Annotated in this window: 12 protein-coding genes and 1 pseudogene; 9 read left to right on the top strand and 4 right to left on the bottom strand. The window is 62.4% G+C overall.

Annotated elements, in window-relative coordinates; genetic code table 11:
- Nucleotides 1-30: 30 nt before the first annotated feature.
- From E4P00_RS20250 to E4P00_RS20275, 6 genes and pseudogenes are all read left to right on the top strand, one after another.
- Nucleotides 31-1,773: an ABC transporter substrate-binding protein gene (locus E4P00_RS20250; RefSeq protein WP_216091611.1), complete on the top strand. Its 1,743-nt coding sequence runs from the start codon at nt 31-33 to the stop codon at nt 1,771-1,773.
- Nucleotides 1,774-1,921: 148 nt separating this feature from the next.
- Nucleotides 1,922-2,116 (top strand): stability determinant, encoded by a 195-nt coding sequence (locus tag E4P00_RS20255; RefSeq protein WP_248132689.1) that lies wholly within the window; start codon nt 1,922-1,924, stop codon nt 2,114-2,116.
- Nucleotides 2,116-2,391: pseudogene (locus E4P00_RS20260) on the top strand (type II toxin-antitoxin system RelE/ParE family toxin). The gene E4P00_RS20255 and the pseudogene E4P00_RS20260 overlap by 1 nt, the downstream one beginning before the upstream one ends.
- Before the next feature lie 186 nt (nt 2,392-2,577).
- Complete coding sequence (locus tag E4P00_RS20265) at nt 2,578-3,957, top strand: iron-containing redox enzyme family protein (RefSeq protein WP_248132691.1); 1,380 nt, start codon at nt 2,578-2,580, stop codon at nt 3,955-3,957.
- A gap of 11 nt (nt 3,958-3,968) precedes the next feature.
- Nucleotides 3,969-4,913 (top strand): class I SAM-dependent methyltransferase, encoded by a 945-nt coding sequence (locus tag E4P00_RS20270; RefSeq protein ID WP_223019094.1) that lies wholly within the window; start codon nt 3,969-3,971, stop codon nt 4,911-4,913.
- A 6-nt stretch (nt 4,914-4,919) separates the two neighbouring features.
- The gene (locus E4P00_RS20275) at nt 4,920-6,038 is read left to right on the top strand and encodes a carboxylate-amine ligase (protein WP_248132693.1); all 1,119 of its coding nucleotides are present in this window, start codon (nt 4,920-4,922) and stop codon (nt 6,036-6,038) included.
- Nucleotides 6,039-6,067: 29 nt separating this feature from the next.
- Here E4P00_RS20275 and E4P00_RS20280 read toward each other — a convergent pair whose 3' ends face one another.
- Together E4P00_RS20280 and E4P00_RS20285 are read right to left on the bottom strand one after the other, a co-directional pair.
- A complete protein-coding gene (locus E4P00_RS20280; protein WP_248132695.1) occupies nt 6,068-6,499 on the bottom strand; it encodes a hypothetical protein in 432 nt (143 codons plus the stop codon).
- A gap of 92 nt (nt 6,500-6,591) precedes the next feature.
- Nucleotides 6,592-7,380, bottom strand: a complete 789-nt coding sequence (locus tag E4P00_RS20285) for a helix-turn-helix transcriptional regulator (protein ID WP_248132697.1) — start codon at nt 7,378-7,380, stop codon at nt 6,592-6,594.
- An 85-nt stretch (nt 7,381-7,465) separates the two neighbouring features.
- On the opposite strand from E4P00_RS20285, the gene E4P00_RS20290 reads away from it, so the two are divergent.
- From E4P00_RS20290 to E4P00_RS20300, 3 genes are all read left to right on the top strand, one after another.
- Complete coding sequence (locus E4P00_RS20290) at nt 7,466-8,464, top strand: bile acid:sodium symporter family protein (protein ID WP_032880734.1); 999 nt, start codon at nt 7,466-7,468, stop codon at nt 8,462-8,464.
- Between the two features lie 86 nt (nt 8,465-8,550).
- Complete coding sequence (locus E4P00_RS20295; RefSeq protein ID WP_216091604.1) at nt 8,551-8,913, top strand: type 1 fimbrial protein; 363 nt, start codon at nt 8,551-8,553, stop codon at nt 8,911-8,913.
- A gap of 112 nt (nt 8,914-9,025) precedes the next feature.
- On the top strand, nt 9,026-10,207 hold the full coding sequence (locus E4P00_RS20300; RefSeq protein ID WP_078821570.1) for a sugar transporter: 1,182 nt from the start codon (nt 9,026-9,028) through the stop codon (nt 10,205-10,207).
- A gap of 124 nt (nt 10,208-10,331) precedes the next feature.
- Here E4P00_RS20300 and E4P00_RS20305 read toward each other — a convergent pair whose 3' ends face one another.
- Nucleotides 10,332-11,531: an NAD(P)/FAD-dependent oxidoreductase gene (locus E4P00_RS20305; RefSeq protein ID WP_248132699.1), complete on the bottom strand. Its 1,200-nt coding sequence runs from the start codon at nt 11,529-11,531 to the stop codon at nt 10,332-10,334.
- 112 nt (nt 11,532-11,643) lie between these two features.
- A complete protein-coding gene (locus E4P00_RS20310; protein WP_078821568.1) occupies nt 11,644-12,639 on the bottom strand; it encodes a helix-turn-helix domain-containing protein in 996 nt (331 codons plus the stop codon).
- Nucleotides 12,640-12,683: the final 44 nt, after the last annotated feature.

Genomic DNA, 12,683 nt, shown 5'->3' on the forward strand with positions numbered 1-12,683 from the left:
CCCTTATGAATAAACAACCAGGAGGTCTCTATGTTGAATAAAAACAATAAGCTGCGACATAGCATTTCATTGGCCGCCGTACTGGCCCTCAGCGGTTTGAGCGCTTCGGCCTGGGCCGATGCGTATGAAGATGCCGCGAAAAAATGGATCGGCAGCGAGTTCAAGCCCTCGACCCTCACCGAAGCCCAACAGCTTGAGGAATTGAAGTGGTTTATCAAGGCGTCGGAGCCCTTCCGTGGGATGAAGATCAACGTGGTGTCGGAAACCCTCACCACCCACGAGTACGAATCCAAGGTACTGGCCAAGGCGTTCAGTGAAATCACCGGCATCAAGCTGACCCACGACCTGCTACAGGAAGGCGACGTGGTGGAGAAGCTGCAAACCCAGATGCAGTCCGACAAGAATATCTATGACGGCTGGGTCAATGACTCGGACCTGATCGGTACGCACTTTCGCTACGGCAAGACCGAGTCCATCACCGACCTGATGGCCAACGAAGGCAAGGACTTTACCTCGCCGACCCTGGACCTCAAGGACTTTATCGGCCTGTCCTTCACCACCGCGCCGGACGGCAAGATCTATCAGTTGCCCGACCAGCAGTTCGCCAACCTCTACTGGTTCCGCGCCGACTGGTTCGAACGCCCGGAGCTGAAAGCCAAGTTCAAGGAAAAATACGGCTACGACCTCGGCGTCCCGGTGAACTGGTCGGCCTATGAAGACATCGCCAAATTCTTCAGCGAAGACGTCAAGGAAATCGACGGCAAGCGCGTCTACGGGCACATGGACTACGGCAAGAAAGACCCGTCCCTGGGCTGGCGCTTCACCGATGCGTGGTTCTCCATGGCCGGCGGCGGTGACAAGGGCTTGCCCAACGGCTTGCCGGTGGACGAGTGGGGCATTCGTGTGGAGGACTGCCACCCGGTGGGCTCCAGCGTGACCCGCGGCGGCGACACCAACGGCCCGGCGGCGGTGTTCGCCACACAAAAATATGTGGATTGGATGAAAGCCTACGCGCCGCCGGAAGCGGCGGGCATGACCTTCTCCGAATCCGGCCCGGTGCCGTCCCAGGGCAACATTGCCCAGCAGATCTTCTGGTACACCGCGTTTACCGCCGACATGGTCAAGCCGGGCTTGCCGGTGGTGAATGCCGACGGTACGCCGAAATGGCGCATGGCGCCGTCGCCGGTCGGGCCGTACTGGGAAAAGGGCATGAAGAAGGGCTATCAGGACGTAGGCTCCTGGACCTTCCTCAAGTCCACGCCTGAGAAACAGAAACTCGCGGCCTGGCTGTACGCGCAGTTCGTGACCTCCAAAACCGTGTCGCTGAAGAAGACCATCGTTGGCCTGACGCCGATTCGGGAGTCTGATATCAACTCCCAGGCCATGACCGACATGGCGCCCAAGCTCGGGGGCCTGGTGGAGTTCTACCGCAGCCCGGCGCGCACCGAGTGGTCGCCTACCGGCACCAACGTGCCGGACTACCCACGCCTGGCGCAACTGTGGTGGAGCAACATCGCCGCCGCCGCCAGCGGCGAGAAAACCCCGCAACAGGCGCTGGACAATCTGGCCAAGGAGCAGGACGCGATCATGACGCGCCTGGAACGCTCCAAGGTGCAACCGGTGTGCGGCCCGAAAATGAACCCCGAGCGTGACGCGCAATACTGGTTCGATCAGCCGGGCGCGCCGAAGCCGAAACTGGCAAACGAGAAGCCCAAGGGCGAAACCGTGAACTACAACGATCTGCTTAAACAGTGGGAGGCGGCGCGCAAGTAACAGAGCTAAGTGAGTACGACGCAACGGCACGTTTACGTGCCGTTTTGTTTGAAGCTTGAAGTGCGACGCCCTGCATTTCATCCGGTGGTTCGAGACAGCCCGCCAGGTTGCGACTAAACTGCTGAGCATTCATACAGGAGGTTATCTGATGGGTGTTCAACTTTCCCCAATTGTTTCCGAGTTTGAAACCGAAGAGCAGGCGAGTAGTCATGATCTCTGGTTTCGTAAAAAAGTCGAAAAAAGCTTGGCCAACCCCGGCCCCGGTGTACCTCATGACGAGGTCATGGCACGAGTTGAGGCGATTATGCTGCAAGCAGAGCTTGAGCAGCGGACCAAAGCTTGATGTTGGCCGTTGTTTGGCTTGACGAAGCCATCGGCGACCTGATTGATATCGTGACTTTTATCGCAGCAGAAAGCCCCGGCGCTGCATGACGCATCAAGACCCGCCTGGAAGGCGCGCCTCTACCACTGGCTGAGCACCCCTATCTGTATCCGTGCGGCCGAGTGCCAGGTACTCGTGAGGTGGTTGTACATCCCAATTATGTGCTGGTGTATAGAGTGACTGCCGAGCGGATCGAAATAGTCAACGTATTGCACGCCAGGCAAGAATATCCCTGAGCCTCCCGCCTTCGTATTTCATCAGCGAGCGCCTTTACTGCGACCGCTTATCCCCCCCTTCATAACCTCATTTGAATTTTCCGCACGCCCCGACGCTCTGCATTCTAGAAGCGCGTGAAGTTGAGCGCTCTTGCGGGGCCACCTTGTGGAAGGCCCGTTGTAACGGACTTTGCGGAAACTGCCATCATGACACTCCTTACAGCGCTGTCGGGCCAGCCGGCCTCTCTCACCGACTCGGCCCAGGGCCGCCATCAACGGGTGTATCGACAGCTGTACGGCGAAACGCCAGACGCCGCCGAACTGGCGCGTGACTACCTGCAGGATCAATTGGCCCAGGTAGAGGAAACCGACTGCGACTTGCCTGAGTCGCCCGAACACCTGACGGCCTGGGTCGAACAGCGCTGCGCCGTTGTGGCCCAGGCCTATGCCGATTACCTTGAGCAGCGCCAGCAAGGCCGGCCACGGCGCTATTTTCACAACAAAGCCCACGCGTTGTATGTCCTGCAGCGTGTGGCGCCGATCAAACAGGTGGACGGCGCCTGGCTCTATGGCCTGCTGCACTATTGGCAAGACCAGCGCTTCGACGGCTTGCTCACTACCTATCTGGAGGAATTGGGCGACGGTGAAGCCGCGCAGAACCACGTGGTGATCTATCGCAAGTTGCTCAGCGACCACGATGCCGACAGCGAAGCCGGCCTTGAGGATGAGCACTACCTGCAAGGTGCGCTGCAACTGGCCCTGGGCCTGTGCGCCGACCAATTCCTGCCGGAAGTCATCGGCTATAACCTGGGCTACGAACAGTTGCCGCTGCACCTGCTGATCACCGCTTACGAACTCAGCGAACTGGGCATCGACCCCTATTACTTCACCCTCCACGTGACCATCGATAACGCCAGCAGCGGCCACGCCAGCAAGGCCGCGCAATCGGTGTTGGGCCTGCTGCCGCTGGGCGAGGGCAGGGCCGCGTTCTACCGCCGCGTCGCCGCTGGGTATCGCCTCAACGATCTTGGCCCGGGTACCACGGCTGTCATCCAGCAGTTCAACCTGCACGACGAAGTGGTCGCGATGCTTGAGCGCAAGCGCACCTTCGGCCAGCACATGCACTCGGACTACTGCCGCTTCGAAGGCAAGACCGTCAACCAATGGCTGGCCAAGCCGGGGCAGATCGGCGATTTCCTCACAGCCTTGCAGGACAAGGGCTGGATCAAGCGCAACCAGGACCCTGCCGACAGCCGTTTCTGGCAGTTGATCGAGGGGGCCGGCGCGGCGATGTTCGGGGTATTCAGCGCGGCGGAAAAACAGCTGCTGCATGACTGGATCGCCGGTGACTGGGCCAGCGGCCAGCGCGTGCCGCCGGTTCGACCGGGGCGCGGCAGTCGGCTTGCCCGCGAGCAGCAATGCCCGGCGGACCCCGACACCCAGGCCCTGGCCGATTCACTGTGGAACCTGCCCGACGAGCAACAGCTCAGTGCGCTGATCCCATGGATGTCAGCGCGGCGCCACAGCAGCCCCGCAGGCTTGTACGCCACCCGCCGCTTTATCCAACTGCGTGCGCGTTTGCGCTAAGGAATGTGCCTATGTCTGCCCAACAACTCGCTGATCGCGCCTTGCTGAACCTGGGCCGGGGGTTGAAGGAAAGCGGTTACCGCTTCATTACGCCGACGCCCTTGACCCATGAGCGCGTCTACCGGCGTTTGGCGACGCCGCTGGCGATGACGCTGCGCGACGTATTCGGCTGGTCGATGCCGTTCGACCACGACCTGCTGCCGGAGGCATTTCGCGAAGAGTTGCAGCAAGCCGATGTGATCGAAAAGCACGATGCCTTATGGCGCAGCACGGTGCGTTGGTCGAGCCTCGACGATCTGCTGTTCGCCCATTCGCCGTATCCCACGGTACAAGCGGATGCGGTGTTCTTCGGCCCCGACAGCTACCGTTTTGCCCAGGTGATCGAAGCGCATTTGCAGCAGCGTTTCGAACCGCTCAAGCGTGCGGTGGACATTGGCTGTGGCGCCGGTGTGGGTGCCTTGGTGGTTGCCCGGGCCAGGCATGACGCCCAGGTGCTGGCGGTGGACATCAACCCGCGTGCCCTGCGCCTGACCGCCGTGAATGCCGAGCTGGCCGGGTTGAATAATGTCAGCGTGTACCACAGTGACGTGCTGGCCAGCGTCGAAGGGCAGTTCGACCTGATCGTCGCCAACCCGCCGTACATGAATGATGACCGCCAGCGTGCCTATCGCCATGGTGGCGGGGCGTTGGGGGAGCAGTTGTCGGTGCGCATCGTCAGCGAGTCCCTCGCACGCCTGGCTCTGGGCGGCAGCCTGTTGCTGTATACCGGAGTGGCGATGGTGGCGGGTGGCGATCCTTTCCTTGACGCGGTCAAGCCGTTGCTGGGCAGTGATGCCTACGGCTGGACCTACCGCGAACTGGATCCTGATGTCTTCGGCGAGGAGCTGGAAAAACCTGGCTATGAACGTGTGGAGCGCATAGCGGTGGTTGCGCTCACCGTTACCCGACTGCGTTGACCCTTGATGCTCACTTTCGGCATCGAAGAAGAATACTTCATCACCGATCTGCACACTCGCCGGATGCTCGGCGAGCCTTCGGCAGCGGTGCTGGCGGCCTGTCGCGAGGCGATCGGCGCGGGCTTTGCGTATGAAATGTTCCAGGGCCAGATCGAGGTTGCGTCACCGGTATTCAGTGCCAGCGCTGAAGCCGCGGATTACCTGGCGACAGTGCGTCGCAAACTGGCGCAGCGCCTGGGTGAATTTGGCCTTGGCGTGGTGTGTGCCGGCAGCCATCCGTTGGCCGACTGGCGCGAACAGCGGCCTACTGACCAAGCCCATTTCCAGCAGTTGTTCGACGATATTCAGTATGTAGCGCGGCGCAGCGTGTTGTGCGGGCTGCATGTGCATGTGCAGGTGCCGCACACCCATGACCGCATCGCCGTGATGAACCAGGTGTCACCGTGGCTGCCGCTGCTGTTGCTGCTCAGTTGCTCCTCGCCATTGTGGGATGGCGCGCCCAGCGGCTTTATGAGCTACCGCCAGGCCGCTTGTGATGAATGGCCGCGCATGGGCGTGCCGGAACATTTCGCCGACTGGAACGAATACCTGCGCTACCTCGCGTTGCTGCATCGGATGGGTGCAATCAAGGCCGATGGCAACGGCTGGTGGGGCATCCGCCCGGCGGCGCGTTACCCAACCCTCGAACTGCGCATGACCGACGCCTGCCCGCGGTTGGCGGATGCCCTGGCCCTGGCCACGCTGTTTCGCGTCATGGTCACCCATGCCTGCGGCCTTGAGCGACCCGGCGCCGGGTTCTGTGCGCAAACGCGCTGGCTGCTCAAGGAAAATCGCTGGCAGGCCAAACGCTACGGCGCGGGCGGTCACTTTGCGTTGGACGACACAGGCGCCATGGGCAGCGCCGAACAGTGGTTGCACTGCGCGCGCCAGACGTTCGGTGCCACCGCAGAGGCCATGGGCGAGCCGCGGCTGTTCGATACGCTGCAAGCGCTGCTGCGGCGCGGCAACAGTGCCACCGAACAGTTACGTTGGTACGCCCAGGCCCGCGCCGACGGTGCCGATGAGGTGGGCAGCCTGGGCAGCGTGGTCGACCACTTGCTCGCTCAGAGTCGCGGCGACCATTGATGGGCTGCGCACAGGCGCCTTTTGATGTGTCAGGCCATGGCTTGCGGCTGAATACGCAACTCGCCGTCCACATCCTTGACCAAGCCACTGGCCACGAACAACGGCGCCAGGCGCTTGTGCAACTGCGGCTCGACAAACTCCTTGACCGTGTCCAGCACCAGCACGCCACTGAGCGGCAACTCGGCCTTGGTGTACGACAGCCATGCCTTTTTCAACGCCATCAACACATCGCTGCCCGCCGTCGAAGCGAAACGGCGATGCACTGGTTTGGCGTCGAAAGTGAAGGCGTGCTGGAACTCATAGCGGCTTTCGTCACCGCCACTGGCAGCGCAACGCACGCACGTGCAGGGGCCATCGCCGAAGGCGCTGCGCAGGTAGGCGTTGAAGTCCACCACGGGCTTGAGTGACAGGCGCTTATCGACCTCGAACAGGTCCCCGGTCATTTTTTCGTCAGTGTTCAACGTCCATTTCCTCGCAGTCGGTTGCTGTGTTTCAAAGCGCGGCACAATACCAGCCGAGCGTGGGTTTGGGGATTATTTGCGTCGTGGGAGGGTCAGCGGAAGAACTCACCGGGGGTGGAATCGAACTGCTGACGAAATGCATTGATAAACGCTGAGGTCGATTCATAGCCACACCCCAATGCCACATCCGTCACCCGCTCGCCTTCTTCCAGGGCGGGCAGGGCGCTCAACAGGCGCAGGCGCTGGCGCCACGCGCGGAACGTCAGCCCAGTGTCCTTGAGGAACAAGCGGCTGAGGGTCTTTTCGCTGACGCCCAGCCTGGGGCTCCAATCCCCCAGGGTGGTCTGCTGCTCGGGGTGCAGGTTCAAGCTGCGGTAAATCTGCCGCAGCCGCGGGTCATGGGGTAGCGGCAACATCAAATCCACCTGGGGGGCGGCTGCAAGTTGGTCGAGCAGCACCTGGGCCAGGCGCCCATCCGGCCCATCTTCGTCATATTCCACCGGCACCTGGCTGAAATTACGGATCAACTCGCGCAACAAACTGCTCACTTCCAGCACCTGACACCGTTCGGCCGCCCAGGCGGTGACGCTGCAATCGAGGTACAAGCTGCGCATTTCGGTATGGGGCGAACTGAACACCCGATGGGGCATGCCGGCCGGAATCCAGACGGCGCGCTGCGGGGGCGCGACGAAACGGCCGACGCTGGTGTGGATCTCCAGCACCCCGGAAATCGCGTAGGACAACTGCACCCACGGGTGGCTGTGCCGTCTTGTCAGCGCCCGGTTGGGCAAGGACTCGGTACGCCCATACACCGGCCGTGGCAGGCTGGAAAGCCCGGGCACACTGCGGCGCACGGTTTTTTCATGTCCTTTTGGCGGCATTTACTGGCTCATTGGCGTTAGTCGGTAAAGGATCGTTACGTTAGAGTCGCCGGGACGCTCTTGGCAACCCCTGGAAGATTTGCTTATGACCCGCCCGCGCTTTCTGCCCGACAACTTCACCCTGACCCTGATCGCCACAGTGATCCTTGCCTCCCTGCTGCCGGCCAGCGGCCAGACCGCCGTGGCCTTCGGCTGGGTGACCAACCTGGCCATCGCGCTGCTGTTTTTCCTGCACGGCGCCAAGCTGTCGCGCCAGGCCATCGTCGCCGGCGCCGGCCACTGGCGCCTGCATCTGTTGGTGTTCAGCCTGACCTTTGTGCTGTTCCCGTTGCTGGGCCTGGCGCTCAAGCCGGTGCTGTCGCCGCTGATCGGCACTGAGCTGTACATGGGCATGCTCTATCTGTGCGCGTTGCCGGCCACTGTGCAATCGGCGATTGCCTTCACGTCCCTGGCCCGCGGCAATATCCCGGCGGCGATTTGCAGTGCGGCGGCTTCCAGCCTGTTCGGTATCTTCCTGACCCCGCTGCTGGTGGCGCTGCTGCTAAACGTACACGGCGATGGCGGCTCCACCGTCGACGCGATCCTGAAGATCAGCGTGCAGTTGCTGCTGCCATTCATTGCCGGGCAAATCGCCCGCCGCTGGATCGGCGACTGGGTCGGGCGCAATAAATCCTGGCTGAAATTTGTCGACCAGGGCTCGATCCTGCTGGTGGTCTATGGCGCATTCAGCGAAGCGGTCAATGAGGGCATCTGGCACCAGATCCCTCTGTGGCAACTGGGCGGTCTGGTAGTTGCCTGCTGCGTATTGCTCGCGTTGGTGCTGGTAGCGTCCACGTTGTTGGGCAAGGCATTCGGTTTCAGCCAGGAAGACCGCATCACCATCCTGTTCTGCGGCTCGAAGAAAAGCCTGGCCACCGGCGTGCCCATGGCCCAGGTGTTGTTTGCCGGGGCGAGCATGGGCGTGTTGATCCTGCCGCTGATGCTGTTCCACCAGATCCAATTGATGGTGTGCGCGGCGTTGGCCCAGCGTTACGCCCAGCGACCGGAAAGCATCCCTGAGTTGATGGGGCAGGTGGATCCGTGATCCACCTCTAATTCCCAGGCAAATAAATTCAAGTGAACTGCCGCGCCGCCGACTAACCTCTTACTAACCCAAGAAGGAGTGTCGGTATGAACGTTAATCGTTTTTCGGCAGTGATAGGTCTTCTGTGCTTATGGGCAAGCACCTGTGGCGCGGCACAGACACTGGGGCAGGGCACCATCAGGTTCACTGGCGCCATCGTCGAGCCGGGGTGTGCGACAAATGCGCGCAGCGGGTCGGTGATGGAACTGCGCGGCTGTGCCAGGGCCAGTCGCGGCAGCCGCTTCGAGGTGCGCCATGTGGCGCCGGTGGCCAGCGTCAATGCGGCCCATGTGCGGCTGGTGGCAGACAGCGGCGAGGGGCGCTATTACGACCAGCGCTATCTGCTGGTAGACGCCGCCGGCAAGCCCATTGAGTCCGGCAACTACATCATTACCATGACGTCGCCATAAGCCATCGGGCGACGATCCGCATCAACAGCCGCGCGAGAAACCTATAGAATGCTCGGCGGCGGCGCTTGTCCTGGGTGGCCGCTTGATCATCGCCAGAGTACCCCGCCCGTCAATGAGCCTTTCAGCCGCAACCCCCCAAGCCAATTGGCAACCGGTCATCGCCCTGGCGCTGGCCGCGTTTGTGTTCAATACCACCGAATTCGTACCTGTCGGGTTGCTCAGCGCCATCGGTGCCAGCTTCGACATGCCCGTGGCCAGCGTCGGTCTGATGCTCACCATCTATGCGTGGATCGTGTCCCTGACCTCGCTGCCGGTGATGCTGCTGACCCGCAACGTCGAACGGCGCAAGCTGCTGATCGTATTGTTCGGTCTGTTTATCGCCAGCCATATTCTCTCTAGCGTGGCCACCAGCTTCGGTTTGCTGATGGTCAGTCGTGTCGGCATTGCCTTGGCCCACGCGCTGTTCTGGTCGATCACCGCCTCGCTGGCCGTAAGATTGGCGCCCGAAGGCAAGCAGGTGCAGGCCCTTGGCCTGTTGGCCACGGGCACGTCCCTGGCGATGGTGTTGGGCATTCCCTTAGGCCGCCTGCTCGGCGAGGCCATGGGCTGGCGCACTACCTTTCTGGTGATCGCCGCGTTCGCCGCGGCCCTGGTGTTCTGGCTGGCGCGCACCCTGCCGCCGTTGCCGAGCCAGAACTCCGGCTCCCTGCGTAGCCTGCCGCTGCTGTTCAAGCGCCCTGCACTGGTGGCGCTCTACGTGCTGACCGCGATGACCGTCACCGCGCAATTTACCGCTTACAGCTACATCGAACCCTTCGTCGAAGGCGTCGCCGGGCTGGGTGGCAGTGCGGTGACGTTGATCCTCTTGGTGTTCGGGGGGGCCGGCATTATCGGCTCGTTGTTGTTCAGCCTGGTGCACCGCTTCAACCCGCACCTGTTCGTGATCGGCGCAGTGTTCATCCTCGCTGCGTGCCTGGCGCTGATGCTGCCGTTGAGCGGCGCCGAGTCTTACCTGGTGGTGCTGAGCATTTTCTGGGGCATGGCAATCATGGGCTTTGGCCTGGCCATGCAGTCCAAAGTGCTGGTGCTTGCACCGGACGCTACCGACGTGGCCATGGCGATGTTCTCCGGTATCTACAACATTGGCATCGGTGGTGGCGCGTTGATGGGCAGTTGGGTCGGCAGCCACTTCGGCTTCGCCTGGATCGGCGCGGCGGGCGGGTTGCTGGCGGCGCTGGCGTTGGTGGGGTATTGCCTGGCGATTCGGCGGTTTGGGACGGGTGTGCCGAGCTGATCGACCAGTATCCAGCGGGTGACCACAGACTAAATGTGGGAGGAGGCTTGCTCCCGATGAGGGAGTGTCAGTCAACACATCAGTGACTGACTCACCGCCATCGGGAGCAAGCCCCCTCCCACACTTACGCCACCGGAATCAATGGATCCGCCGCCGCCAGCGCCACCGCTCGATCCGCCGCGGGTGGGTAGATCCACACGCTGTTGATCTGTTGCTTGAGCGCCTTGGCTTCCTGGCCCACCAGCTTAAGCTGACGGTCCCAGCCTTCGGTGTAGACCGCGCCCCAGGCGCCGAGGTCGAGGCAGGTCACGTATTTGGGTTGGCTGTAGGCCATTGGTGCCACACCGATCAAGTCGGCGGCGACGTTGTTACCGGCGTAGCGGCCCAGCGCGATGGCGTGCTGGCAGGACATGGCGGCGAAGTTGCCCAGGTCGTCGGTGGCGGCATAGGCCACGTCCCCGGCGGCGTAGACGGCAGGCTGACCCTTGACCCTGAGAGTGGCGTCCACGTGCAGGCGACCCTGAGGATCGCAGATACCATCGATCTGCTCGGTCAACGGGTTGGCGCGAAAACCAATGGTCCAGATCACGGTGCTGGACGCAATCCGCTGCCCATCCGCCAGAGTCACGCCGTCGGCGTCCACCGAGGCGACCGAGGTGTTCAGTACCCATTCAAGCCCAAGCGCCTGGCTGGCCTCGATGATCGCCGGGCGAATGCCATCCCCCATGGACGCCGCTATCTGCGGGCCCCGGTCTACCACCACCACGCGAATATCGGCAGCATCCCCCAGCGCCGCGCGCAGTCGAGCAGGCATTTCGGTGGCGGTCTCGATTCCGGTAAAACCACCGCCGGCGATGACCACGGTGTTGCGGGCCGGGCTGTCGGGCTGGTTTTTCAGGGCCTTGATATGCGCTTCAAGTCGCGTGGCGTCTTCGATCTGGTCCACGTCGAATACGTGCTGGATGCCGTCCATGCCCGGGCGATTCAAGCGGCTGCCGGCAGCAAGCACCAAGCGGTCGTAGCTGAGGGTGGCCGGGGCTTCCGCTGCGTTGCGGTAAGTCACTTGCCTGGCGTTGGCGTCGATGCTGTCGGCAGCGCCTTGTACAAAGGTCACGCCCACTGCGCTCAACAGCGGGCCGAGCGGCGCCTGCATGGCGTGCACGTCGGGCTCATAAAAACGTGGGCGAATACGCAGTTGCGCCTGCGGGGCGAGCAAGCTGATGTGCACATCGTTGCGGTCGTGTTTGTCCAGCAGGCGGGCCGCGCTCAGGGCGCTCCACACGCCACCGAAGCCGGCGCCAATGATGAGAATGTGTTGTTTCATGGGGTTGCTCCAGAGACCAGGTAAGCCGCAAGGCATTGCCGGATCACTGTAAAAGCCGTACGGCTTGTCAGAAAGGACAGATAACCCTGAATCACTGCCACTTTTAACCGGCCTAGCGAGAAAAGCGCTCGCGGTAGTCGCGAGGTGCGATGGCCAGATGCCGGTGGAAGGTGCAGCGCATACGCTCTTCGTCGCCGAACCCGCACAGCCGGGCGATCTGGTCGATGCTGCGTTGGGAATCTTCGAGCATCCGCCGCGCCGCTTCGATGCGAAACAATTCAATGGCCTTGGCCGGGGTGCGACCGGTTTTCTGTTTATAGACCCGGGCAAAGTTACGCGGGCTCATATGGCTTTGCGCAGCCAGGCGTTCCACGCTGAGGTCGCTGTCGCTTAGGTTGTCGCTGATCCACACGTGCAGGGCATCGAAGCCGGCGCTGTCGGCGGTTTGCGCTTGCAGCACCTGGCTGAACTGCGCCTGGCCGCCGGGGCGCTTGAGGAACACCACCAATTCGCGCGCCACTTGCAGCGCTACCTCGCGCCCGCAATCGGCTTCCACCAGTGCAAGGGCCAGGTCGATCCCGGCACTCACACCGGCGGAGGTCCATACCGTGCCTTGCTGCACGAATATCGCATCCACATCCACTTCGATGCTCGGGAAGCGTTGTCTGAGCAGCTCGCACATGGCCCAATGCGTCGCCGCGCGGCGCCCCTCAAGCAAGCCGGCCTGGGCCAGCAAAAAGGTGCCGCTGCATACCGAGGCAGTACGCCGAGCCTGGCCGGAGGCATTGCGCAGCCAGTCCACCAGCGCAGTGTTATCCGCCATGGCTTGCTCGATGGCGGGCGCACCGGGCACCACCAGCGTATCGATAGCGCCAGGGGCCAACTGTGCCAGCGCCACGGTGTCGACGCTCAAGCCTTCGGCGGTCGGCATCAGGCCACCCGCCAGGCTGGCGTTGTGTACAACGTAGCCGTGCAAACCGCGTTCGGCCATGGCCTTGGTCGCGGCCCAGAACACCGTTTGCGCGCCGGTCAGGTCGAGCAAGCCCATCTGAGGGTAAGCCAGGAACACCAGCGTGCGGGGTTGACCCAGCGGGTTGATAGCGGTCATGCGTCGGCCAGCAGCGTTTCCAGTTTCTCCTGACCCCGCGCAAA

Origin of the sequence: Pseudomonas sp. B329, assembly GCF_023127835.1 — a bacterium.
Lineage (GTDB): Bacteria > Pseudomonadota > Gammaproteobacteria > Pseudomonadales > Pseudomonadaceae > Aquipseudomonas > Aquipseudomonas synxantha_A.

Bases quoted from the DNA above. Each gene is read 5' to 3' on its own strand.
- E4P00_RS20250 (WP_216091611.1), top strand. From the start codon at position 31: ATGTTGAATAAAAACAATAAGCTGCGACATAGCATTTCATTGGCCGCC.
- E4P00_RS20255 (WP_248132689.1), top strand. From the start codon at position 1,922: ATGGGTGTTCAACTTTCCCCAATTGTTTCCGAGTTTGAAACCGAAGAG.
- E4P00_RS20265 (WP_248132691.1), top strand. From the start codon at position 2,578: ATGACACTCCTTACAGCGCTGTCGGGCCAGCCGGCCTCTCTCACCGAC.
- E4P00_RS20270 (WP_223019094.1), top strand. From the start codon at position 3,969: ATGTCTGCCCAACAACTCGCTGATCGCGCCTTGCTGAACCTGGGCCGG.
- E4P00_RS20275 (WP_248132693.1), top strand. From the start codon at position 4,920: ATGCTCACTTTCGGCATCGAAGAAGAATACTTCATCACCGATCTGCAC.
- E4P00_RS20285 (WP_248132697.1), bottom strand. From the start codon at position 7,380: ATGCCGCCAAAAGGACATGAAAAAACCGTGCGCCGCAGTGTGCCCGGG.
- E4P00_RS20290 (WP_032880734.1), top strand. From the start codon at position 7,466: ATGACCCGCCCGCGCTTTCTGCCCGACAACTTCACCCTGACCCTGATC.
- E4P00_RS20295 (WP_216091604.1), top strand. From the start codon at position 8,551: ATGAACGTTAATCGTTTTTCGGCAGTGATAGGTCTTCTGTGCTTATGG.
- E4P00_RS20300 (WP_078821570.1), top strand. From the start codon at position 9,026: ATGAGCCTTTCAGCCGCAACCCCCCAAGCCAATTGGCAACCGGTCATC.
- E4P00_RS20305 (WP_248132699.1), bottom strand. From the start codon at position 11,531: ATGAAACAACACATTCTCATCATTGGCGCCGGCTTCGGTGGCGTGTGG.
- E4P00_RS20310 (WP_078821568.1), bottom strand. From the start codon at position 12,639: ATGACCGCTATCAACCCGCTGGGTCAACCCCGCACGCTGGTGTTCCTG.